This is a genomic window from Pseudomonas gingeri (assembly GCF_013386165.1).
GTDB classification, from domain to species: domain Bacteria; phylum Pseudomonadota; class Gammaproteobacteria; order Pseudomonadales; family Pseudomonadaceae; genus Aquipseudomonas; species Aquipseudomonas gingeri_C.
The window spans coordinates 355,904-378,161 of record NZ_JACAOS010000021.1 but is presented as its reverse complement, the minus strand read 5'-3'; the positions used below and the strand labels follow the sequence as shown (position 1 = coordinate 378,161).

General features: G+C 59.9%; 18 protein-coding genes and 1 pseudogene. 11 read left to right on the top strand and 8 right to left on the bottom strand.

From position 1 onward, the window contains the following. Nucleotides 1–723 precede the first annotated feature (723 nt). The 5 genes from HX866_RS26850 (at nt 724) to HX866_RS26830 (ending at nt 5,075) form a co-directional block, all read left to right on the top strand. Nucleotides 724–1,113, top strand: a complete 390-nt coding sequence (locus tag HX866_RS26850) for a hypothetical protein (RefSeq protein ID WP_177140734.1) — start codon at nt 724–726, stop codon at nt 1,111–1,113. 109 nt (nt 1,114–1,222) lie between these two features. Next, nucleotides 1,223–1,894 carry a DUF6966 domain-containing protein gene (locus HX866_RS34475; RefSeq protein ID WP_256345012.1) on the top strand — a complete coding sequence of 224 codons (672 nt, stop codon included), beginning with the start codon at nt 1,223–1,225 and terminating at the stop codon, nt 1,892–1,894. Between the two features lie 221 nt (nt 1,895–2,115). Next, entirely contained in the window at nt 2,116–2,742 is a 627-nt protein-coding gene (locus HX866_RS26840; protein ID WP_177105143.1) for a DUF1353 domain-containing protein, read from the top strand. Nucleotides 2,743–3,121: 379 nt separating this feature from the next. Beyond that, on the top strand, nt 3,122–3,985 hold the full coding sequence (locus HX866_RS26835; protein WP_177140733.1) for a DNA/RNA non-specific endonuclease: 864 nt from the start codon (nt 3,122–3,124) through the stop codon (nt 3,983–3,985). A gap of 214 nt (nt 3,986–4,199) precedes the next feature. Next, on the top strand, nt 4,200–5,075 hold the full coding sequence (locus HX866_RS26830; RefSeq protein WP_177140732.1) for a tetratricopeptide repeat protein: 876 nt from the start codon (nt 4,200–4,202) through the stop codon (nt 5,073–5,075). A 118-nt stretch (nt 5,076–5,193) separates the two neighbouring features. Here the strand turns inward: HX866_RS26830 and HX866_RS26825 are convergent, their stop codons facing one another. From HX866_RS26825 to HX866_RS26815, 3 genes are read right to left on the bottom strand one after another with little or no spacing between them, the layout of a single operon-like run. Beyond that, nucleotides 5,194–5,598 (bottom strand): single-stranded DNA-binding protein, encoded by a 405-nt coding sequence (locus HX866_RS26825; protein WP_177097209.1) that lies wholly within the window; start codon nt 5,596–5,598, stop codon nt 5,194–5,196. A 2-nt stretch (nt 5,599–5,600) separates the two neighbouring features. After that, nucleotides 5,601–6,173, bottom strand: a complete 573-nt coding sequence (locus tag HX866_RS26820) for a DUF3158 family protein (protein ID WP_177140731.1) — start codon at nt 6,171–6,173, stop codon at nt 5,601–5,603. Nucleotides 6,174–6,177: 4 nt separating this feature from the next. Further along, a complete protein-coding gene (locus HX866_RS26815; RefSeq protein WP_177140730.1) occupies nt 6,178–6,921 on the bottom strand; it encodes a PFL_4669 family integrating conjugative element protein in 744 nt (247 codons plus the stop codon). A gap of 346 nt (nt 6,922–7,267) precedes the next feature. On the opposite strand from HX866_RS26815, the pseudogene HX866_RS26810 reads away from it, so the two are divergent. From HX866_RS26810 to HX866_RS26800, 3 genes and pseudogenes are all read left to right on the top strand, one after another. Next, nucleotides 7,268–8,084 (top strand): annotated as a pseudogene (locus HX866_RS26810) (alpha/beta fold hydrolase). Next, nucleotides 8,074–9,255 (top strand): PAS domain-containing sensor histidine kinase, encoded by a 1,182-nt coding sequence (locus HX866_RS26805; RefSeq protein WP_177140729.1) that lies wholly within the window; start codon nt 8,074–8,076, stop codon nt 9,253–9,255. The pseudogene HX866_RS26810 and the gene HX866_RS26805 overlap by 11 nt, the downstream one beginning before the upstream one ends. A gap of 91 nt (nt 9,256–9,346) precedes the next feature. After that, on the top strand, nt 9,347–10,789 hold the full coding sequence (locus HX866_RS26800; RefSeq protein WP_177102594.1) for a DHA2 family efflux MFS transporter permease subunit: 1,443 nt from the start codon (nt 9,347–9,349) through the stop codon (nt 10,787–10,789). Here the strand turns inward: HX866_RS26800 and HX866_RS26795 are convergent. Together HX866_RS26795 and HX866_RS26790 are read right to left on the bottom strand one after the other, a co-directional pair. After that, nucleotides 10,786–12,867, bottom strand: a complete 2,082-nt coding sequence (locus HX866_RS26795; protein WP_177140728.1) for a putative bifunctional diguanylate cyclase/phosphodiesterase — start codon at nt 12,865–12,867, stop codon at nt 10,786–10,788. The genes HX866_RS26800 and HX866_RS26795 overlap by 4 nt on opposite strands. 277 nt (nt 12,868–13,144) lie before the next feature. After that, nucleotides 13,145–14,029: a LysR family transcriptional regulator gene (locus HX866_RS26790; protein ID WP_177140727.1), complete on the bottom strand. Its 885-nt coding sequence runs from the start codon at nt 14,027–14,029 to the stop codon at nt 13,145–13,147. 103 nt (nt 14,030–14,132) lie between these two features. Between HX866_RS26790 and HX866_RS26785 the strand changes: the two genes are divergently transcribed. Both HX866_RS26785 and HX866_RS26780 read left to right on the top strand, forming a co-directional pair. Beyond that, on the top strand, nt 14,133–14,630 hold the full coding sequence (locus HX866_RS26785) for a GlcG/HbpS family heme-binding protein (RefSeq protein WP_177140726.1): 498 nt from the start codon (nt 14,133–14,135) through the stop codon (nt 14,628–14,630). After that, nucleotides 14,627–16,165, top strand: coding sequence for an MFS transporter (locus HX866_RS26780; protein WP_177140725.1), 1,539 nt, complete (start codon nt 14,627–14,629; stop codon nt 16,163–16,165). The genes HX866_RS26785 and HX866_RS26780 overlap by 4 nt, the downstream gene beginning before the upstream one ends. A gap of 81 nt (nt 16,166–16,246) precedes the next feature. Here the strand turns inward: HX866_RS26780 and HX866_RS26775 are convergent, their stop codons facing one another. Continuing rightward, the gene (locus tag HX866_RS26775) at nt 16,247–16,672 is read right to left on the bottom strand and encodes a MerR family transcriptional regulator (RefSeq protein WP_177097219.1); all 426 of its coding nucleotides are present in this window, start codon (nt 16,670–16,672) and stop codon (nt 16,247–16,249) included. Nucleotides 16,673–16,750: 78 nt separating this feature from the next. On the opposite strand from HX866_RS26775, the gene HX866_RS26770 reads away from it, so the two are divergent. Further along, the gene (locus tag HX866_RS26770; protein WP_177140724.1) at nt 16,751–17,989 is read left to right on the top strand and encodes an NADH:flavin oxidoreductase/NADH oxidase family protein; all 1,239 of its coding nucleotides are present in this window, start codon (nt 16,751–16,753) and stop codon (nt 17,987–17,989) included. On the opposite strand, the gene HX866_RS26765 is transcribed toward HX866_RS26770, so the two are convergent. Continuing rightward, nucleotides 17,986–20,382: a P-loop NTPase fold protein gene (locus HX866_RS26765; protein ID WP_177140723.1), complete on the bottom strand. Its 2,397-nt coding sequence runs from the start codon at nt 20,380–20,382 to the stop codon at nt 17,986–17,988. The two genes, HX866_RS26770 and HX866_RS26765, sit on opposite strands and share 4 nt — an antisense overlap. An 81-nt stretch (nt 20,383–20,463) precedes the next feature. Beyond that, nucleotides 20,464–22,110: a phospholipase D-like domain-containing protein gene (locus tag HX866_RS26760; RefSeq protein ID WP_177097222.1), complete on the bottom strand. Its 1,647-nt coding sequence runs from the start codon at nt 22,108–22,110 to the stop codon at nt 20,464–20,466. Nucleotides 22,111–22,258 lie beyond the last annotated feature (148 nt).

The window sequence follows — 22,258 nt, the reverse complement described above, 5'->3', positions numbered from 1 at the left end:
AAGCACCCATAACCGTCACCGGGAAATCACCTCCCGGTCGGGCAGGTGGTTTCTCTGAATGGGAGAACCCTCATGTCCCCACAACCGAACCCAGATCGCGCCGATGCGCTGAGGTACCCAGTGGTCTTCACGCCACGGCTCTGGGACACAGCGGTACACAACAACCCACATCCCAGTGGCTCGACCTTCGAAAGTCGGTTACTGGATCTGTTGCACGCCGTGTGCAAAGCGCATCAACCACAACCCGGCGCTCAACGGGTTGATTTCGAGCTCCACCCGCGACTACACACCGGGCGTAGCACGAAACAGCCCTCTCTGGCGTTGACACTCGAACGGGTAGAAACAGACCCGCAGACGCCGTATCTGCTGATCTCTCTCAGGGAAAAACAGGTTGATTCCTGACCCTGTGATAAACCCTCACCCAAGCCCGACGCTGTCGGGCTTTTTTATGCCTGAGGCAAGTGCTCATGACGACGATGCCCCGGTGGCAACAGCACCTTTTTGCCCCTCAGCTTCTTCACCTGAGATGAGCCACAGGTAGCCAGGTGTGGCGCTCATCCCCCTTCAAAGAGGCCAGCAAAACGCCTGCTGAACATCGATGTCTATTCGCCATTTTCATGACTGCGTGATATAGCAGAACAAAGTTTAGCGTGACATGGAACCTGGCTTCGCTCTGCGAGCCTGCTCACTCGAAGCGGCAATGAAATGCCGGAAGGATCAACAATGAATAACTTTGCTCGCTCACTCACCCTCACAATCACCAACACCAGTGGCGTCGATATGATTGTGAATTATGGAACACTGACAGGTGGCACTTGGGAAGCCGCACCGATCCCCGGAACCCTTATCTCGCCGACTGACCAGCAAAGTTACGTAAACGGTGCCTCTAACACGTTCACCTCTCTGGGCGGCACGCTGTTGCTGACACCTGCGAACGGCGGCATGATCAGCCCGAACTGGAACTGGCCCGCCGGTAGCCTCCCCTCTGGCAGTGCAATGAGCGCGAACACTGTAGGTTTTACTGTCAGCAGCCAACTCATTGGCATGCAGACCAATAATGTCACCCTGCAGGTGATCATCAGCAACGCTGTTACCGTAAAAAATATGGTCTAAACAGGTCTGCAGCCTTGGGCGCGCGCACGTGATAATAGCCTTCTGACGAAGCACTCTCGGCGATGCGTCGCCCTACTCATACCGTATTCACGTTGGACGATGCCAAGGAATGGGACCCAAAACAGAAGAGTTGATCGGCGTTCTTGATCAACTGGCGACCCTGCTGGAAAGCGATGGTGCCGTTCGCTGGAGCGTATGGATGCGCAAGGCCAGAGCACGATTGCTGGACTCGGACTACTCAGGTATTGAGTACCTTTTGTCGGCCTATGGCGGCATGGGCTCACTCAACGACCTCGTGCTTGGCCAAAGCCGTGTCGATGGCCTCTTTGCCTGGAGGCCTGGCTACGTTGAGCTGAACGAAACATTCAGTGAGCTACGTGAGCACGCCGCACAACTGGCGCGCACCATTAGGCACTCAGACTGGGATCGAGACAGGAAGGAAGCTGCCCTCACGCCTTCTGCTACGACACACGCGGAAGGTGAGCCTCAACAACACTTGCTGAACCACGGCATTGAAGCCTGCCCTCGTTGCGGATCAACCCTCCACGTTCGACAGAAATCCATGCTGATCAGCGCGGCCAGCCCCAAGAAGCGCTTTGCCGGGGAAGAAAGAACCGGTTATCGACGCATGGATCAACTGGCCGTTGATGAATGCAGGCTAGATCTACTGAGAAAGCCCCCACTGCAACAACTCATCGACGGCTTTTACTGCAACCACTACGGCGTCGGGTTTGTCGCAAGCGGACTGCTTCAAGCAGCTAGCGAGACTTCGCAAACGTAACGCTGCCCAATGGCCGCTACAGAGTTGACCCCTGCATTGCCTCCAGCACTGCGATCTAACGATCTTCAACATGGGTGCTGAAAGTCTCACACCCTCCAAGAACGCAGCTACGCTGGAGCAATCCACACGTTGATGGTGATTGATCAGCCCTGTCAAACACGAATGCCTTACAAGGCCTGTGGAGAGAGATCGCGAACTCAATCAGACAGGAGTCACCGCTCATGCTTTTACGTGACCTAAAACACGTCAGCCTCTTGCTCCTCACCCTGTTCATCGGCTCCTGTGCAACGACTAATCCGCCCAATGTGGCACGCTTGGCTGATGACGTGTTCATCGTCGCCACGCCGCTTCGCTACGCCATCACGACTACGTCTTACACCGTCGAAGTGCCACGCGGATTCATTACGGATCTTGCGAGTATTCCTCGCTCACTCTGGTGGTGGGAATCTAAAACAGACCGTTCAATGGCTCCCGCCATCATTCATGATTTTCTGTATTGGGATCAGGGATGCTCGAAGGACGAGGCCGATGCGGTCCTCTCACTGGCCATGGACGATAACGGTGTCTCCCCCACCAAGAGGGCACTCATTTACGCCGGCGTAAGAACCCCCATTGGTGAGAAGGCCTACAAGGATAATGCCTTGGCTAAAGCCGCTGGGGAGAGCCGTTACCTGACCTCGCGGTACACCGATGTGTTGCTGCTTCGCTCCACGGTACCCGATGACAACTTGGAGTCGATTTTAAAACGTGCCAAATCGGAAAAGGGGATATCGCCTTTGCGCACGAACTACAGAAAGCAGACGCAGCAAGCCTGCAAGGCCGCCTTGAGGATCCTGAGCAGCACATAAGCCGCACACCTATTCCTCATTAGAGGGCTGAGCACTGAAATGGCAGCCCCTCGTGCAGGGGCGTATTGACCGCAACAGGCTCAAACCCCACAACCATCACTGATATCAGAGTCTGCGTAGACGGGGACCGAGAATCCCCCGGCAATGGTGTATTAACGCCGTCTTCACAAAAGCACGTCGGACCGCTGTCGAAAGGTAATCACTCGTATCACTTATTCGGACTCATGCGAGACAGACAGGTCTTTCGAGCGGTAGAGAATCGTCCTCAAATCCCCTATCCTGACGCCCGCCGAAGCGCTGAAAAGCCTTCCTGGCACCAACCGGCGCCTGATCATTTCTTGATAGCGCCGATGAAAAAACCCGTACAGGACCAGTAGTCATGCTGCCGAACAGGACGTTCAAATACCTCTTTCTTCTCTCCGTTGCACTCACCTCCTCCTGCTCCACGATTGAGCCTCAAACCTCCACAACCCCCACAGCTCCCGCAGCCCCCAACGTTCAGGCCATACAGCCTGAGAGAGCCGCTGGAATCGATAACTGCTCGGTGGGATGTCCGGTGGGAGGTAGCGACGTAACGCTGGTCAGAACGGCTTACACGCTCAACAACGATGCCACCACCAAGTTCGCGAAGTGGGTTGCCTACCGGATCACCAAAGACACGCCGGCCTCCAATCGTCCTCGTAACTGGAAGAAGGACCCGGACATTGCGGCTGGCGATACGCTGGATCCGCCTGACTACAACGGCGCCAACGAGGCGCTGAAGACGGACCGAGGGCATCAGACCAACCTCGCGTCCATGGGCGGCGTGCCTGACTGGGAGGCGCTCAACTACCTCTCCAACATCACGCCTCAAAAAGCAGAGCTCAACCAGGGAGCCTGGGCTCGCCTTGAGGACCAGGAGCGTAACCTGGTGAGCCGTCCAGGGATCAATGCCGTGTATGTGGCCACAGGCCCGTTGTACGAGCGGTACATTGGCACCCTCCCCGGCACCACCAAAAAGCACACGATCCCGAGCGGTTACTGGAAGATCATTTTCACCAACACGACCCCCACCCTCACCACGTTCTCGGCCTTCATCATGGACCAGGACACGCCCCGTGCTGCCAACTTCTGCACCTACCAGGTGACGGTCGAGCAGATCGAGCAGAGAACAGGGCTCAAGCTCTGGTCACAGCTACCGCCAGAAACCCAAGGCCCTCTCAAGTCGACAGTTGGGCAGTTAGCCAAGCAGATCGGCTGCTAAAGGTCGGCGTACAGCGCACGCTCATCACCGCCCAACCTGTGCGGTGATGAGCGGCAGGCCCTCTGCCAAACGGTGTCGCTCATTCGGGCTCACCAGTGACGTTACACCCCTCACTCAAATCAGTACGCCCAGGGCGAGCTTAAGCACTCAGCCCCGGCGTGCAGTGACCAGCAGGTGTCGTTTGATATCTGGGCAAATTCAACGGATCGAATTCATGAACAAAGCTGTTTTCCTACTGATGCTCAGCGCCCTGATTGCAGGGTGCAAAAGCACCACCCCCAACGCTCAGGACGACAGTGTCGCAGGCCTGCGTTGCTGGCACTACCGGGACCAGAACCCCATCACCCAGGAGCAGGTCGAGTACATTCAGGCACGCAGCGAGAACGGTGACCCCCTGTGCAAGGGGATGCTCGGCAGTCTGTATGAGCGTGGCCATGGCGTACCGCAAGACATACCGAAGGCTAAAGCCCTCTATCAGTCCTTGGCCGAAGTGAACGCCTCGGCCTATTACCAACTCGGTCGCATGGAGGAAGAAGGTATCGGTGAGCCCACCAACTACGTGAAGGCCAGGCAGTTTTATCAGCTTGCTGCCGCCGAGCCCGGAAATGAAAACAACGCGACTCATTTGGCCAAGCTCATGGAAGAAGGAAAAGGTGGCCCCCAGGATCTTGAAGGCGCACTGGCGCTTTACGTGAACGCGATCAGGTACAGCGAGGATAAGGCTTGGAAGAGTGTTCAACGACTACGTGCCCAAGGTCTGGTGCTGACTGCTGAGCAGGAAAGGCACTACAACGAGATCTGGGTCAGCGGCGTACAAAACCAACTGGGCAGAAAAATATGGGAGTTAGAGCAAACCTTGTCGAAGCAGAGCAAGACAAGCGCTGCGAACAAACCCACCCAGCTCCAATTGGCATACATCCCAGGCTCTGTTGTGCCCCAGATATCGCTGTTGGAAAGCTCGGGCGACAGCACGGTCGACCAAGCTGTGCTGCAAGCCATGAGCGACTACCGATTTCCTGACGAGCCAATACAGCACCCAGGCGAGAAGACTTGGAAAGTCACTGCCACCGTCAACCCGAGCTCAAAGTGACAGGCTCCGGCGTTCGTCGCTTCCAGATCACTGCACTGGGCCAATTTCTGCCGACCCGGCATTTGAGTGGAGAGAGCAGCCCTACCAGGAACCACTGCCCTCCGGCTCAGAGCCCTCTTCACGCCTGCTGATCATCCGCCTCAACCACAGGCCGCTCCTGCGCAGCCATCACCACGAGCTCAACACGGTGCGGTAAAATTCCCACGCGAGTGGCCTGGACTTTCATTGTTCGGCACTCGACGCCTTTATCGTCCAGCCACTTGTCCATGAGGATTCGCCCCACGATCAGCACCCGCATCCCCTTGCGATAGAGTTCTGCGTAACGTTCAGCGTCCTTGTGCCACATATCAACGCCAGCCCAGTACCCGCCTCGATCTTCATACTCACCGTCGCCCCTGGGAACCGGATTGTCGAAGTACACATTCAATCGAAGCAGCCGGCGCGGCGCGTTGTTGCCATTGGGGAACTCCTTGAATTCAGGCTGGGTGCCGATGTTCCCTTCGCCCCAAAAGTTGGTCGCCATGATCAGTTCTCCTCCCTGTGATGACGGATATGTTGCTCCATTCGCTGGCGATAAACCTGATCAGCCACCTCCACCTTGCCCGCGCACAGATATGCCTGGCGACTGATGCTGTGGGCCAGGCTGATCTGCATATTGATTACGATCCGCTGGAGCTCCAGCGCATAGAGATCGGGAAGCAGGTTGATCGAGGTACGCATGTCGCCGATCAACTCCGCCCATAGGTCCACCCCCATCTTGGACCGATCCACCCGGCACCAACGCAAAAACACGGTACCTGCCCCCGTGGACTGCCGGGTCAACCGAATGGGCAGCAAGGTGAACGGATACTGCTCGGCTTGGGCCAGTACACCCTCAATGGCCAACTCGATCAAACTGCCGGTCAGTTCACTGCATGCCTCCCCGAATTGCAGCAGCTCCCCCTTACCCTTAAAAGGCTTTAAAAGCCCTTTGAAGAAGGCAGCGTGTTTCACTGCGCAGAAGGCTGTGTGTTGCAGTGGTCGGAAGGCATCGTGTTTAGCCTCAACTCCCGGCAATGTCGGCTGCTCATCAGCAAAACCACTTCTGGAAAAAGTCATCGCGTCAGCCTCCCAGGTACTCACGCACGATCCGTTCTTCAGCCGTGACCTCAGCCTCCTCAAGCAGCCCCTTATCACTCATCCGGCGCCGAATAATCGGAGGCGCAAATTCAGAACGGCACGTTCCCTCCAGCACCTCGGACGGCAGCTCTCCAAAGCGCTCCCGGGCCTCACGGGCCAACGCATTGTTGGTGATGAAGTCTTCACGGGTGACGCCAGAGAACTTGAACTGCTGAGCAAGGCCGCACAGGCTTCGCAGCACATGCCCAACGGCATCAATCCAATGCGCCATATCCCGGCGGCCGATCAAGGCCGTGCGATGAGCCAGCAGCAACCGGCGCACGATGTTGTCGTAGTCGATCAGCAGGTACACGGCCATAAAACTCAACGGTGTATTGATCGACAGCGGCAGTGTCAGCGGATGAACATTGAGGTTGTCGCCCACATAGATCGCCTTGGGCAGGCGGCTCATCAGTTGCTCCAATTGATCTTCGATCAGCGTCAACGCATCTTTCGAGTGCTCCAACTTTTCCTGGACACGGATCATCCAGAAGTCAGCGTAAGGATCATCTTGTTCGGCCCCCCGCTTGATTTTGCTCATCACATGGACAAAACCGCTGAGGCCGATGATGCCGTTCTTTTCTTCACTGGCCGATCGGCCTTGCCAGATACGCACAGCATGATGGGTGTGGAGCGTAAGCTCCATGGAACTGCGCAAAGGACCGAGATCGAGTTGAGGATTGGACATAGAAGGCTCCTGATACGTGGATATCGAGGCTTCAGTGTCATCAGAAAAAAACAGGATGTCAGTCAACAAACTGGTTTACCCACGACCGGTTTTATTGCCCGAAGGTCAAGAAAGAAAACGGAGGATACGCCCGGACGAACAGAGGCCCCTCGCTGGATGAAATAAGGGGCTCTATCTCGGTGCCTTACAGAGCCGTGCGTGGAGCGTGTAACCGACTCCACCTCTCGAGCCGAACATCAATTCCGGACAAGCGCTGCCATCGGCCGCAGTACGTGACCAGATGCCGATGACTCTCTACACTCCGACTGACACAAAAATCCCATTTGGATCGCTCGAGAAGAAAACCATGGACGTTCAGCATCGCAACAACATAAAGCAGGTAGGAGAAGGTCCCACGACGTTGATCTTCTCCCACGGCTTCGGCTGCGATCAGACCATGTGGAACTACCTGTACCCACACTTCACCGGGCGTTTCCGGGTGGTGTTGTATGACCTGGTCGGGGCCGGCCGCTCGGATCTCGGGGCCTACGACAAGCAGAAATACGATTCGCTGGCAGGCTACGCCCAGGACCTGGGGGAAATCATCAAGCAGTACGCCAGTGGCCCGGTCATCCTGGTCAGCCACTCCGTCAGCGCCATGATCGGCGTCCTGGCCGATCGCCAGGCCCCCGGCCGGATCGCCGCCCACGTGATGATCGGCCCCTCCCCCTGCTACATCGATGACGACGGTTACCTGGGCGGGTTCAAGCGCGAGGACATCCACTCGCTGCTCGACACCCTCGACAGCAATTACCTCGGCTGGTCGAGCACCATGGCCCCCGGTCATCATGGGCGCGCCAGGGCAACCGGCGCTGAGCGAAGAACTCACCAACAGTTTCTGCCGCACCGAACCCGAGATTGCCAGGCAGTTCGCCCGGGTGACGTTCATGTCGGACAACCGCAAGGACGTCAGCGGCCTGGGCACGCCGACCCTGATCCTGCAATCCAGCGACGACCTCATCGCCCCGGTCGGCGTGGGCGAGTACCTGCATGCCGCCTTGCCCGACAGCACGCTGTGCCTGGTGCCCAACGTCGGCCACTGCCCGCACATGAGTGCACCAAGTGCCTGTTCCGAAGCCATGGACCGCTTCCTGTCGCCCTGGGCCGCTCCCCATGTCGACTGAAGAGCCGCCGCTGCCCGATCTGCTGACGCTGTTCGAAGGTGCACCCTGCGGTCTGGTGGTGACTCGCGAGGACGGCACCATCCTGCGCGCCAACCAGACCTTCAGCCACTGGCTCGGCTTCAGCCAGGCACAACTGTGCGGCCGGCGCTTCCAGGATCTGTTGACCATGGGCGGGCGGATCTTTCATCAGACGCACTGGGCGCCCCTGATGAAAATGCAGGGCTCCGTCGCCGAAGTGAAACTCGATCTGCAGCATCACGACCGACACACCGTCACCATGCTGCTCAATGGCGTCAGGCGCGAGCAGGCCGACGGGGCCTTTTATGAACTGGCGCTGTTCGGCACCACCGACCGCGACAAGTACGAACGTGAACTGCTCAACGCGCGCAAAACCGCCGAAGACCTGCTGCGCCAGAAGAGCGCCGCCGAAGCGGCATTAAAGGAAGCCCAGGCGCAACTGAGCCTGGACTTTGAGACGGCCCAGCGGCGGGCATTGTTCGCCGAACAGATGGTCGCCATCGTCAGCCATGACCTGAAAAACCCGCTGACCGCGATCACCATGGCTTCGGACTTTCTCGCCCGAGGCGAGCGCACGGCCCGGGAAACCCGGATGCTCGACCATATCAGCCAGTCAGCGGAACGCGCCCGGCGCATGATTGCCGACCTGCTGGACTTCGCCCTGGCCAGGGTCGGCAAGGGCCTGGCCATCTCCCCCGCGCCACTGGACCTGCACAACGTCACCCGCCTGAGTGTCGACGAACTGCGGGTGACCTTCCCCACCGCGAAACTGCTGCACCGGGCCATCGGCACCGGCAGCGCTCGCCTCGATGCGGACCGGATTCAACAGATCATCGGCAACCTGGTTGCCAACAGCGTTGCCTACGGCGATCTCCAGCAACCGATCAGCATCACCTCGTGCCTGGAAGACAACATGGCCAGCCTCTGCGTACACAACGCCGGCCCCGCCATCCCGGATGACCTGAAGGCCGTGTTGTTCGAACCGATGACCCGCGGCACCGAGGGCGACAGCGACATGCGCAGCGTCGGGCTGGGGCTGTTTATCGTTCGAGAAATCGCCAAGGCCCACGGTGGCGAGGTGAGGGTCAGTTCGGATGCGCAGAACGGCACGACCTTCGATATCCGCTTTCCGATCATCCCTGCGGCGCCCTGATCCCTTCACAACCTTCCTACACTCTGTCTATTGAGCGGTCTTTGGCCGGCGGCCTAAACTCGCCGGCCCTCACACGAGAGATCCCCCCCTCATGACAGCACCTGCCTGCGCCGCAGCCGGCTCGGACCACCGTTGGCTCGCCTTGATCGTCCTCTGCCTCGGGGAACTGATGATTGTGCTCGACACCACCATCGTCAATGTCGCGCTGCCGTCGATCCAGACCGACCTGCACTTCACGCAAACGGCCCTCGCCTGGGTGGTGAACGCCTACATGCTGACCTTCGGCGGCTTTCTGCTGCTGGGCGGGCGCCTGGGCGATCTCTACGGACACCGCCGCCTGTTCCTGCTCGGCATCGCCTGCTTCACCCTGGCCTCGCTGGCCTGCGGCGTGGCCTACAGCCAGGACCTGCTGATCTGGGCCCGGGCCTTCCAGGGGGTGGCGGCCGCCGTGGTCAGCGCCGTGGCCCTGTCGCTGATCATGGACCTGTTCACCGAACCGGCCGACCGGGCCAAGGCCATGGGCGTCTACGGTTTTGTCTGCGCCGGCGGCGGCAGCCTGGGAGCCCTGCTGGGCGGCGCCCTGACCGGTTCCTTGAGCTGGCACTGGATCTTCCTGGTCAACCTGCCGATTGGCGTGATGGTGATCGCGCTGTCCCTGCGCCTGCTTTCCGAGAGCCTCAACCAGCACCCGTCCCGCGACCTGGACGTGGCCGGCGCGCTGACAGTCACGGCCTCGCTGATGCTGGCGGTCTACGCCATCGTCAACGGCAATGAAATGGGTTGGACCTCGCTGCGCACTGTCGCGCAACTGCTGATTGCCGTCGGCTTGCTGCTGGCCTTCCTGGTCATCGAGACCCGCGTGAAAACCCCGCTGATGCCGCTGCGCCTGTTCCGCCTGCGCAACCTGGCAATCGCCAATATTATCGGCGTGCTCTGGGCCGCCGCGATGTTTGCCTGGTTCTTCCTCTCGGCGCTGTACATGCAGTTGGTGCTGGGCTACACACCGCTGGAAGTGGGGCTCGCGTTCCTGCCCGCCAACGTGATCATGGCGGTCTTCTCCCTGGGGATCTCGGCCCGGCTGGTGATGCGCTTCGGCATTCGCCTGCCTCTGGCCGGCGGGTTGGCCCTGGCCAGCGTCGGGCTGCTGCTGTTTGCCCAGGCGCCGGTGGATGGCCAGTTCCTGCACCACGTGCTGCCGGGAATGGTGCTGCTGGGACTGGGGGCGGGGATTGCCTTCAACCCACTGCTGCTGGCGGCGATGAATGATGTTGCGCCGTCCGAGTCGGGACTGGCGTCCGGGATGGTCAATACCGCCTTCATGATGGGCGGCGCACTCGGGTTGGCGGCGTTGGCCAGCCTGGCGGCGGCACGCACCGAACAGCACCTGGGTATGGGCGTGCCGGCACTCTCAGCCTTGAACGACGGGTATCAGAGCGCCTTTCTGGTGGGCGCGGTGTTTGCCGCGCTGGGCGCAGGCCTGGCCGCGGCGATGACGCGCAGCAAGACGGGTGAAAACCTCGACGCTACCGCTTAGCTGGCGGCCTGCCGTTCCAGCCGACCGATATCGGCCATGAATCTTTCGGCCGGCAAGGGGTGTCCCAGCAAGTAGCCTTGCAGGGAGTCGCACCCCAGGCTGGTGAGAAAGTTCTGCTGCATATCGGTTTCCACGCCTTCGGCGACGATCCGCAACCCCAGTGCCTGCCCCAGGGCGACAATCGCCGAGACGATCGCCGCATCGTCGGAGTCATGCTCCAGGTCGCGGACAAAACCACGATCGATCTTCAGTTCGTTGGCCGGAAGGCGCTTGAGGTACATCAGGCTCGAATAGCCGGTGCCGAAGTCGTCGATGGACAGGTCAACGCCCATGTCCGAGAGTTTTTGCAGCACCGCCATGCTCGCATCGGCATCACTCATGGCGGTGGTTTCGGTGATTTCCAGGGTCAGGCTGTTAGCCGGCAGTTGATGCCGGGCCAAGGCGCCGGCCACGCTGTCGACCAGGCCCCCGTGGCAAAACTGCAAGGCCGAGAGATTCACCGCGATACGCCAGTCCTGGTAACCCTGCTCATACCACAGGCGCATTTGCCGGCACGCCTCGTCCAACACCCAGTCGCCGATGGGGATGATCAGACCGGTCTTTTCCGCCAGGGCGATAAACTTGTCCGGCAGCAGCAGCCCCTCTCCGGGATGCTCCCAACGCAACAGGGCCTCGGCACCGACCGGCGTGCCCTTGAGCGCGTCGAACTTGGGCTGGTAATACAGACGGAACTGCTGATGCTCCAGGGCTTGGCGCAGGTCCTGCAACAACTGCAACTGCTTGAGTGCATTGTTGTTCATCGACGTGTCGAAGAAACTGTAACCGTTCTTGCCGGCGCCCTTGGCGTGATACATCGCCACATCGGCGTTCATCAGCAGTTCTTCGGCAGTCTGGCCATTACCCGGGTACAGCACGATACCGAGGCTCGCGGAAATCAGCAGGTCGTGGCCAGCCACCCGGAACGGCTGGGAGACCAGACTGACCTGACGTGACGCGACTTGCAGCGCATCGTCCGGCTCGGCCAGTTGCACCAGCAGCACGAACTCATCACCGCCAATACGTGCCAGGGTATCCTGGCCGCGCAGGTCTGCACGCAGGCGCAGGGCGACTTCGCGCAGCAACTGATCGCCCATGTGATGACCAAACGCGTCGTTGACCGGCTTGAAACCATCCAGATCGATAAACATCAGCGCAAAGCAACTGCCTTCGGCCGTGGCCTTGTGCATGGCCTGGTCGATCCGGTCCGCCAGCAATACACGGTTCGGCAAGCCGGTCAGGGTGTCATGCAGCGCCAACTGGGTCAGTTCCTGGTTCGCCTGGCTCAGTGAGTCGGCCAACAGGGCGGTGCGGGCTTCGAGTCGGGCATCGAGCAGCGAGGTCAAGAGTGCGATGGACAGCACCGCCAGGCTGGTCACCAGCACCAGGTTGTCCAGGCCCTTGCCGGACAGCCCGCTGCCCACCGCGCCGCAGAAACTGCCCTCGGCGAAATTGGCGGCGGCCATACCGGTGTAGTGCATGCCGACAATCGCCAGGCCCATGATCACCGATGCACCGCTGCGGGCCAGACGCACATGAGGTGTATTACGGCGCAGGCGGAAGGCAATCCACAAGGCCGCCGCCGAGGCGACCACGGCAATCACCAGCGAAGCACTGAACAGGGTCGGGTCGTAATCGATGCCGGGCTGCATCTTCAGCGCCGCCATGCCGCAGTAATGCATGGCGCTGATGCCGGCCCCCATGATCAGTGCACCCAAAGCCAATTGCATCATCGGCAGGCGAGGCTGGCTGACCAACCAGAGGGCAAACCCGCTGGAAAGGATCGCGATCAGCAATGACAGTATCGTCAGCGGCACGTCGTAGGCCAGGGCGATGGGCAGCTTGAATGCCAGCATGCCGATAAAGTGCATGGACCATACGCCCACCCCCATGGCCATGGCACCGCCGGCCATCCACAGGTACACCGCCCGGCCGCGTGCCGTGGCAATACGCCCGGTCAGGTCCAGCGCGGTATAGGAGGCCAGGATCGCCACAAAAAGGGAGATAAAGGCCAGCGTGGAGGAATAGCTACCGATAAGCATGACGAATCTCTGAAACATCGAATCGGGCAAGCCCCGGACTCGGTGAAAAAACGGCGGATTGTACCTGCTTGCCCATGGAACGTACGGCGAAATATTGGCTACTGGCCATTATTCAGGAGGTGCCGCTCGCCGTACAGGCCAGCGCGCCGTGAAGACCGACCAACGGCGTTATTTTCGGTTATACGCAAGCTCGACCCCCCTCGACGTTATTTGACCTGTCGGACGATTAACCGATGATAGCCGATCATCGGTGAGTCGCTCCGTTCTTGAGACGGGCTCAACCCTTCTCTTTGGGAAATTCACGCTTGACCTTCTCGATATAACGCGCCACCGCCGGCGCTTTTTCGAAGCGCCGATGGATCAGCGACAACCAGGAACTCGCCTCGCAGCCGTGGATAGGCCGATACACCACATTCGGCAGGTTCACATGGCCGATCACCGACTCGGGCACCACCGCCACGCCCTGCCCCAGGGACACCCCCGCGATCACCGCTACCAGTCCGCCGGGCTGTGGCCCCAGTTTCGGCGCATAACCGCCCTGGGCGGCGACTTGCAAGGTGCCACTGATCTGCTCCGGGGGGATAAAGGTTTCGTTCTGCAGCTGTTCGGCACTGATCTGTTTAAGGCGACACAACCAGGCATCGTCCGCCACCGCCAGGACAAATCCCTCGGCGTTCAGGCGCACCGCCTCCACGCCCTCGGGCAAGGAGATCGGCGAACGCACATAACCGATATCGAAACGCCCCTCGGCGATCAGTCCCGGCAACGCTGCCATCGGGCTCTCGCGCACACTGAGGCTGACCTCGGGAAACTCGCGACTGAAAGCCTTGACCTGGCGTTGCAACACCCCGGAATAGACCGCCGACGCCACATAACCCAGTTCGATATGCCCCACTTCACCGCGTCCGGCCCGCTGCGCATTGCGCTGGGCGAACTCGAACTGGCGCACCGTCGCTTCGGCTTCCGGCAGCAACGCCGCACCGGCTTCCGTGAGCGAGACCTCGCGTTGCCCGCGCCAAAACAAGCGGGTGCCAAGGGCGCTCTCCATGTCCTGGATCTGTCGACTCAGGGTCGGCGGTGCAATATCCAGTTGCTCGGCTGCGCGGGTGAAATTGCGTTGCCGGGCCACCGCCAGGAAATAGCGGAAATGACGAATCTCCATACGGGTATTAGCTCAAAGGTAATGAAGTGCCAAGACTCAGCTAACAAAACTCTACACGGCCCACGATAAGCTGCTTCTACCGCCACAGTAGAGAGCTTGTAGCATGTACGTCAAACCCATTATCCCTTTGCTTTGTGCCTGTCTGAGCCTGTCCTGGGTGGCAGCGGCGGATGCAGCACCTGCTATTGCCCACAAGGCAATCCTTGATCTTGAACTGGCCCGCACGCTGGTCAAGGCCGCCGAGCAGACGGCCACCGCGAAAGGCTGGCCCTGTGCAATTGTGGTGGTCGATGACGGTGGCTGGCCGATCCTCAGCGAACGCATGAACGCCGCGCCCGTGGTCGCCGGCATTCAACTGGCCGAAGGCAAGGCCCGGACCTCGGCGTTGTTCAAACGGCCCTCGGGGGATCTGGAAAACGCCGTCAACGGTGGCCGTCAGGCCGCCCTCAGCGCCGGCCTGGTGATGATGAAGGGTGCCCAGCCGATTCGTCTCGAAGGCCAGGTGATCGGCGCCATCGGCATCAGCGCCGACACCCCGGCCCATGACGATGAAATTGCCCTGGCCGCCCTCACCGCCTTGTCGTCGCAGGCCCAGCCATGAGCCGGGTCAGCCCACGCTTGACGCTGCTGACCGCGTCCGGCGTCTGCTCGCTGATCGTCCTCGACACCAATATCGTCGCCGTCACCCTGCCGAGCATCGCCCGCGACCTGGGGGCCAACTTTGCCGATATCGAATGGGTCGTCAGTGCCTACATGCTGGCCTTCGCCGCCCTGCTGCTGCCCGCCGGCAGCATTGCCGACCGCTTCGGCCGGCGCAAAACCCTGCTCTGGGGCCTGACCCTGTTCATCCTCGCCTCATTGGGTTGCGGTGCGGCCCCCGACAGCCTGTTCCTCGATATCGCCCGCGCCATCAAGGGTGTCGGCGCCGCACTGCTGCTGACCTCAGCCCTCGCCTCCATCGGCCATGTCTTTCACGATGAGGTCGAGCGGGCCAAGGCCTGGGCCTTCTGGGGCGCCTGCATGGGCGTGGCCATGACCGCCGCGCCGACCCTCGGCGGGCTGATTACCCAGTACCTGGGTTGGCGCTGGATTTTCTACCTCAACCTGCCGGTGGGTCTGCTGTTGATGGCGATGGTCCGCCACGCCGTGCCGGAATCCCGCGACAGCCAGGCAGCGCGCCTGGATCCATGGGGCAGCCTGGCCTTCAGCGGCGCACTGCTGTGCCTGATCTGGGGCTTGATCGAAGCCAACCGCATCGGCTGGAACAGCCCGCTGACCTACGCCCGGTTGCTGGGTGGTGCGGCGCTGCTGGGCCTGTTCGTGTTCGTCGAACGGGTACAGCAAAGGCCGATGGTCGACTTGCAACTGTTCCGTCACCCACGGTTTATCGGCGCCCTGCTGGGTATGTTCGCCTATGCCGGCTGCGCCCAGGTGATGATGACCCTACTGCCGTTCTATCTGCAGAACGGGCTGGGGTTTTCCGCCGTGGCTTCGGGCCTGGGCATGCTGCCCTTTGCCCTGGCGATGTTGATCTGCCCACGCATCGGCATTCGACTGGCGCCGCGCTTCACTCCGGCGACGATGATGGCAAGCGGCTTGACCCTGGTCGGTTGCGGCAACCTGCTCAGTGCCTGGGCGGTCGGCAGTGGCAGCTACCTGCCGTTCGCCCTGGCGATTACCGTGACCGGTGCCGGCGCCGGACTGCTCAACGGCGATACCCAGAAGAACATCATGGCCTGCGTGCCACGGGAACGGGCCGGCATGGCCTCGGGGATGAGCACCACCATGCGCTTCAGCGCGATCATGCTGACCATCGGCGTCTTTGGCGCCCTGCTGGCCAGCCACACCGAGCAATTGCTCCAGGCCGGCCTCGCCGCACACGCCGCCCCCTGGCTTGATCAGGCACGTGCCATTGCTTCACGGGTCGTCGCCGGAGACATGCCGGCGGCCATGGCAAACCTGCCGGAGTCCGCACGCCAAGTGGTCCAGCCTTTGGCCCGCGCAGCTTTCGTCGGCGGCTTTGGCACAGTGCTCTGGGTCGCGGGGTTGCTTGGGTTGTCGGGAGCGCTGGTGGTCGGCAGTCTGATGCGTCATCCGCTGCCCGCCACTCCATCCCACTCATTGGCCATGGAGTAAATCCGCACGGGGCTCGTCGTACGGGCAGTGACGTTATTCAACTGCCCGAAGAGAGCCCCGGCAGAGAGAAGCGAGACGACCCTACAGCGTAAGGCGGGGTTGCGGCGGCTGGAGCGAGGCCAAGACCCGTTCGGTATTTTCCGTGCAACTGGCCCCTTCGGGCCGGTTGCGGATGCTGTTGACGATCCCCAGCAACTGCAATTTGCTATGGGACAGGCGCGCCTGCATGGCTTCGATCTGATCGATCTTGCGTTCCAGGCTGTCGACCATGGCTTCATGATCCAAGGTTCCCATCTCGGTACCCGGCACCAACGCCCGCAGTTCCTCAAGACTGAAACCCGCTTGCTGCGCGCACTGGATGATCGACAACGTCTGCAACACCTCAGCCGGGTACTCACGGTAACCGTTGGCCTGACGCTGTACCTTACGAATCAGCCCCTGGGCTTCATAGAACCTGATCTTCGAAGCTGCCAGACCACTGCGCAGGGCCAGTTCACCGATCTTCATAAGAGGCCTCGAATGGACGCTTGACATTAAAGTTAGGTTTAAGCTTAGCCTGAACTCCCCACTGCTCCGGAGTCAAGCATGTCACCCTTTCAAGCACTGCTTCTGCCCAACGGCGTACAGATCCCGAATCGCATCGCCAAGGCCGCCATGGAAGAAAACATGGCGGACCTGGATAACGCCCCCTCCGCTCAGTTGATGGAACTCTACCGTGCCTGGGCCGACGGCGAGCCGGGGTTGCTGCTGACGGGCAACGTGATGATCGACCGGCGCGCGATGACCGGCCCCGGCGGTGTGGTACTGGAAGATGAAGGACACCTGGAAAAGTTTCGCCGGTGGGCCGCCATCGGCCGGGCCAAGGGTGCGCAGTTCTGGATGCAGATCAACCATCCCGGGCGCCAGACCATGGCCAATCTCGGCCAGACCGCCTGGGCACCGTCCGCGGTGGCGCTGGACCTGGGTGGGTTCTCGAAGATGTTTGCCGCGCCACGGCCCATGGGTGAGGGCGATATCGAGGAAGTGATCAGGCGCTTCGCCAATAGTGCCCGTCTCGCCGAACAGGCCGGTTTCAGTGGTGTGCAGATCCATGCGGCCCACGGTTACCTGATCAGCCAGTTTCTTTCGCCGCTGAGCAACCAGCGCAGCGACCGTTGGGGCGGCTCGCTGGAAAACCGCGCACGCCTGTTGCTGTCGGCGGTCAAGGCAATCCGGGCGGTGGTTTCGCCGGGCTTTTGTGTGGCGGTCAAACTCAACTCGGCGGACTTCCAGCGTGGCGGCTTCGACGCCGATGATGCCCGTCAGGTAATCGAATGGCTCAACGACTTGCCGGTGGACCTGGTCGAACTTTCGGGCGGCAGTTATGAGGCTCCGGCCATGCAGGGCGAAGCACGGGACGGTCGCACCCTGGCGCGGGAGGCCTATTTCATGGACATGGCCGGTGAACTGGCGAAGGTGGCGAATATGCCGGTGATGGTCACCGGCGGCATTCGACGCCTGCCCATCGTCGAGCAAGTGCTGGACAGCGGCATCGCCATGGCCGGTATCGGCACGGCGCTGGCCGTGGAACCCCACCTGCCCCGGCTCTGGCGCGAAGGTCGCGACAGCCACCCGCAATTGCCACCGATCCATTGGAAGAAAAAGCCGCTGGCCTCCTTGGCGAGCATGGCGGTGGTCAAGTTCCAACTCAAGCGCCTGAGCAAGGGCCAGCGCCCTCACCCCGAGGTCTCGGCGGTATGGGCGCTGGTGCTGGACAGACTGTTTATCGGGCGACGGACAAAGCAGTACCGCGCGGCGATGAGTCGACTCTCGACGAACGCCTAGCCGACAAATGAGTATCGACGGGCAATTGAGGCGTAATCCTGCAGCATAGAGACACCAGAGCCAGAGGACGAGTCAGTGCTTGCAACGTAGTCTTCGCGCTGATAGATGCTGAAAATACGTGCCCCCCTCTGAGTCTCTGGCGCCTCATCGTCATCACGAATCAATAGGGCGACGAATTCGTTCAGATGCAAATCCTTATCCAACGTCTCCAACAGATTCGCAGACCTTTCAAACAACTTCGGCGCTGCCGTTGCAAGGGCCAACTGCACCATCAGAGCCTTATACCCTCGCGCCTCAAGATCCAGTAACTCCCTGGCGCGAAGACTGACCTTGATCAGGCGATAGGTATTCAGGAAGCGCAACGTGCGTCTGGGCGAGCCTCCAATACAGGGAGCAAGTTCCTTTAGAAGCCGCTCTTCCTGATCACTGATTGAAAGTGTATTGATAGATACTTCACTACGGGGGATCGGTACATGGTCAGGCTCCGACAACGGATTGAGACGACGCAGCCGGTCAACCAGAAAAGCAACGCTGACCTGATCGTCCATAGGCCTCATCCAGTACGGTATCTGGAAAATTTTCTCCAAGTAGTCGTTGGCAGATGCCATGCCCGTCCCACCTTCATCAGTTGCCTCGATCAGTCCGGAGTAATGTTTGACCAGTGCCTTTCGCACCCAGCGAACATCCACGGCCACCATGACGACAAAAATAGGAAAGGTCAGTAGCAGATGCACCGCCTGCAAGACATCAACGACCTTCTCTGGCGGACAACGATCCAGATCGTCGATGTAGATGACAATACGCTTGAATGCCTTCGGCTCTGTCGTTGCCCCATCCTTTTGCTTTCCAGCCCCTCGGTTCAAGGAGCCACTCAGTTCTTGTATTTCCTCTGATGACAACATTTCTTCGTGTGTTTGCAAAAAATGCCGCATGCGCTTGCTGAAAGCATCGTGTTCCTGCTCGGCCGCCCCATCGAAGTGTTGATCAGCCGAGACACGAGCCGAGAGCTCTTCGAAATCCTTGCGCACCGTCGCAATCAGTCCCAGATGTCGGGCGTAGTCGCCATCAACTACCCGGGCACGCACGAAATTCTTCAAGCGGCTGGCACCGGTCCCTTGCGAGTAATTATGTGACGCCTCGGCCAGACGCTCGCTGGTTGCCTTGACCAGTGCTTGAGCTTCCTCAAGATTCGCACTGGCTAGGGACAAATTTTCCTGTTGATCCTTGAGATCTTCGGCTTGGGAGATCAAAGAGTCATCGACCAGCTTATCGATCGAAGCTTTGGCAGACTCCAATCGACCCAGAATTTTTCTGGTTTTTGCCAGGTACTTACCCACGACGCTAGTCAATGCCGCCATACCCAAGCTGACAGAGAGAACCGCCTGATGCAGGCCGCCGAACACGGGTAGCCACTGGCTAAGTAACGCCTGTAACAACGAAGCGGCGACAGGTGCCAGCAACACCGTAAGGATCACGAACAAAACGGCAGGCCAGCGCTGGAGCTGAAGCTTCAGCCCGACAATCAGCAACCTGCCCCGCCTGGCCTCATTGGAAAGTGAAGCACTGACATGCTGGAAGCTTTTAACCTCGTCAAGCAGATCGGGTATGCCGACTTCTTGTGCAGCCGCTTTCAATGCGTCCCTGCTTTTCTTCAAGGAGGGGGACGCCTTTTCGTCAGTCAGTATCGATTTCAATGCCTTCCAGTAAACACCAGGGCTCCCGACCAATGATTCACGGGCCACCTTGAATTTATCCTCTGCCGCCAACAAGTCCCTCGTTGCATTACGCTGATCGCTACGACGAGCGACAAGCTCTCTGGCAGCCTCCAGCGTCAGCGAACGAGCAGTGACCAGCGTTTCCAGCAGGCTCTCGGGGTTGGCAGGATTATTTTCGCCATACCAGCGATCCAGCTCAGTAAACAGGTGGGAGACCAAGCTAGCCCAAAGGTTCGTCTCCGCGTAGTGCCAGGCGTTGAAACGAATCTGCACGATATCGGTGTGAAATTCTGCTGCCCCGGCCTCTGGAGCTCCTTTGTCATCTTTAGACGTCAGACGCTCGATGTGCTCATGAACCAACCTCATGAAAAATGACTTACCACTGCCCCAATCACCGAACAGACCAACGGCCAAGGGTGGTGTAAACGCCTTGGCAACGGCCATTCGAGCAAAGGCTTTAGCCTCGTCTGCAACCCCTAGACGGTCATCCAATCCGGCGGCCCATGGATCGTCGCTGTGGGTAGTCACGAAGTGGATGGAATCAACGTTTGCTGAAAGCAACTCATCCGAAGCGGCGACACTTATAGAGACTTCGCCGCTCAACTGACCATAGTCAGTCGGTGGAATCGTCAACATCTCTGGAGACAGCTCCGTTCCTAGGCCGTCATTAGTATTCATAGCCGTCGAATCCTTTCTCAGTAATGACGAACACTCTGCCACACATACTAACTCCAGCCCGGAATACACGTCACCTCACGATCACCTTCCGGCAAAGCGCAACCGCGACAACGTCTTCAAATCGCCATCCTGGTAATACCCATCGCTCCAGCTGTTGTCCGGCGACAACGGCTGGACCTGCTTGAGTTCCAACTTCTTCGCGTAATAGCGAAACCGGTAGTGCTCATAGAAACGCAGGATCTCCAGACCATAACGATCCGCCAGATCGACGTCGCCACGGATCACCAGGTAGTTTTCATCATTGCCGTCACTGGCCCCGACACTGAGGTTGTGACTGCCGCTGATAATCGTCGGTGAATCGGTGGTGAAATCAGTGACAACCGCCTTGGTGTGCACCAGCAAATTGCCCTTCTGGCCCTTGAGCCCTTCCTTGATCCAGCCTTCCAGGCCGGTATTGAGCAAGGCCGTGGCCACAAAATCGTCGGTGCGGTCGGCGTGAATACCGGAGATGCTGCTGGCGGTATTCTGCAGGCCGAAACGCAGCACATCGTCATGGGGCTTGCCGAGCAAGGCGTCGAGGATTTCCTGGGGCAAGGCGAAGGCCGTGGCGAACAACACGTCCTTTTGCGCCGCCGTGATGATCTGCACGAACTCCTTCAGATCGCCCTGTCCGGTGCGCGGGGAAAATCCGGCGAACAGCGGCTGGGCAGGGTTCATCGGATTGTTCTGGGTGATCCACTTGCGTGTCCCCGCCACATCCGTCGGGGCGGCCCAGATTTCCTCGAAGACCTGGGTGTACTGGGTGGCCAGACGGACATCATCCAGTACATGCACCACGTTGGCCTGACGGTACACGCCATTGGCGGTAAAGTTGGTGCTGCCGCAGAGCACCGCTTCAGGCCGGTACTCACCGCTGGCATCACGCTGGCTGAGCACGATGAACTTGTCATGGAAGATATTGCTGGTGACCCGCCCGCGCTTGCTCTCGGCCGGAATCGGCGTCAGGTTCTGCTCGTTCAGGGTGGTGTCTTCGTCACCGACCTTGGCGTGGTAGAGCACGCGAATCCGCACACCGCGTTGCTGCGCCGCATTCACCGCATCGACAATCGCCTTCAACTGATACTCGTAGATGGCGATATCCAGGCCCCACTGCACATCCGTCGCACGGGCAATAAACCCCAGCAGTTCTTCCAGCAGGCCGTTTTCCAGCCACAGGCGCGCGGCATCCGGCCAGGCTTCGATAGGCAGGTTCTTCTGGGTACTGATCAGTTTGTCCAGGTCCGGGAACTTGCGTTCAAATCCCTGGCTGGCCGCCACCGCACGGTTGAAGATCACCCGCTGGCCCTTGGGCAGGCCATTGTCGGTGGTCACCGTTACCGCCAGTGACTCACCGAGTTGCGGCGCATCGGGCGTGCCATAGGCCAGGTAGACCCGATAGTTGCTGGTGCTGCCGGGCTCGACGTTGTAGTCGGCCCAACGGAATTTCTGCAGCGGCGCCAGGTTGCTCGGGGTGGCGTGGTACTGGGGGAAGGTGTGCTCCTTGCCGGGGAACGTCAGGCTATTGAACAGGAACTGCCAGGGACCGCTGCCCTCCTGGCGCTCGATGGCAAAACCCAGCAGGCCGGCTCGCCGTGACTCGGCCAGGTCGATGGCCAACAACACGCCGCTGGTCCCGGCGTAGGCCTTGACCCGAAAGTCGTCCTGGGGATTGGTCTGAAGTACGCGCATGCATCACATCCTTGGAAAATCTGCTGAGGTGCACGAGGGTAGCGATTTTTTATGACCCAAGGCGATTCAAACGCCGGCTTTCAGCATGAAATTTTCCACCCCGGGTTTCTGCCGCCCTGCCTTGCTCAACCACAAGCGGCGGGTTACC

What these genes read in the sequence shown, in the direction of transcription:
- HX866_RS26770 (WP_177140724.1), top strand. Translation starts at nt 16,751, where the DNA reads ATGTCACCCTTTCAAGCACTGCTTCTGCCCAACGGCGTACAGATCCCG.
- HX866_RS26795 (WP_177140728.1), bottom strand. Translation starts at nt 12,867, where the DNA reads ATGCTTATCGGTAGCTATTCCTCCACGCTGGCCTTTATCTCCCTTTTT.
- HX866_RS26815 (WP_177140730.1), bottom strand. Translation starts at nt 6,921, where the DNA reads ATGTCCAATCCTCAACTCGATCTCGGTCCTTTGCGCAGTTCCATGGAG.
- HX866_RS26760 (WP_177097222.1), bottom strand. Translation starts at nt 22,110, where the DNA reads ATGCGCGTACTTCAGACCAATCCCCAGGACGACTTTCGGGTCAAGGCC.
- HX866_RS26820 (WP_177140731.1), bottom strand. Translation starts at nt 6,173, where the DNA reads ATGACTTTTTCCAGAAGTGGTTTTGCTGATGAGCAGCCGACATTGCCG.
- HX866_RS26775 (WP_177097219.1), bottom strand. Translation starts at nt 16,672, where the DNA reads ATGAAGATCGGTGAACTGGCCCTGCGCAGTGGTCTGGCAGCTTCGAAG.
- HX866_RS26835 (WP_177140733.1), top strand. Translation starts at nt 3,122, where the DNA reads ATGCTGCCGAACAGGACGTTCAAATACCTCTTTCTTCTCTCCGTTGCA.
- HX866_RS26800 (WP_177102594.1), top strand. Translation starts at nt 9,347, where the DNA reads ATGACAGCACCTGCCTGCGCCGCAGCCGGCTCGGACCACCGTTGGCTC.
- HX866_RS26780 (WP_177140725.1), top strand. Translation starts at nt 14,627, where the DNA reads ATGAGCCGGGTCAGCCCACGCTTGACGCTGCTGACCGCGTCCGGCGTC.
- HX866_RS34475 (WP_256345012.1), top strand. Translation starts at nt 1,223, where the DNA reads ATGGGACCCAAAACAGAAGAGTTGATCGGCGTTCTTGATCAACTGGCG.
- HX866_RS26840 (WP_177105143.1), top strand. Translation starts at nt 2,116, where the DNA reads ATGCTTTTACGTGACCTAAAACACGTCAGCCTCTTGCTCCTCACCCTG.
- HX866_RS26825 (WP_177097209.1), bottom strand. Translation starts at nt 5,598, where the DNA reads ATGGCGACCAACTTTTGGGGCGAAGGGAACATCGGCACCCAGCCTGAA.
- HX866_RS26790 (WP_177140727.1), bottom strand. Translation starts at nt 14,029, where the DNA reads ATGGAGATTCGTCATTTCCGCTATTTCCTGGCGGTGGCCCGGCAACGC.
- HX866_RS26765 (WP_177140723.1), bottom strand. Translation starts at nt 20,382, where the DNA reads ATGAATACTAATGACGGCCTAGGAACGGAGCTGTCTCCAGAGATGTTG.
- HX866_RS26785 (WP_177140726.1), top strand. Translation starts at nt 14,133, where the DNA reads ATGTACGTCAAACCCATTATCCCTTTGCTTTGTGCCTGTCTGAGCCTG.
- HX866_RS26850 (WP_177140734.1), top strand. Translation starts at nt 724, where the DNA reads ATGAATAACTTTGCTCGCTCACTCACCCTCACAATCACCAACACCAGT.
- HX866_RS26805 (WP_177140729.1), top strand. Translation starts at nt 8,074, where the DNA reads ATGTCGACTGAAGAGCCGCCGCTGCCCGATCTGCTGACGCTGTTCGAA.
- HX866_RS26830 (WP_177140732.1), top strand. Translation starts at nt 4,200, where the DNA reads ATGAACAAAGCTGTTTTCCTACTGATGCTCAGCGCCCTGATTGCAGGG.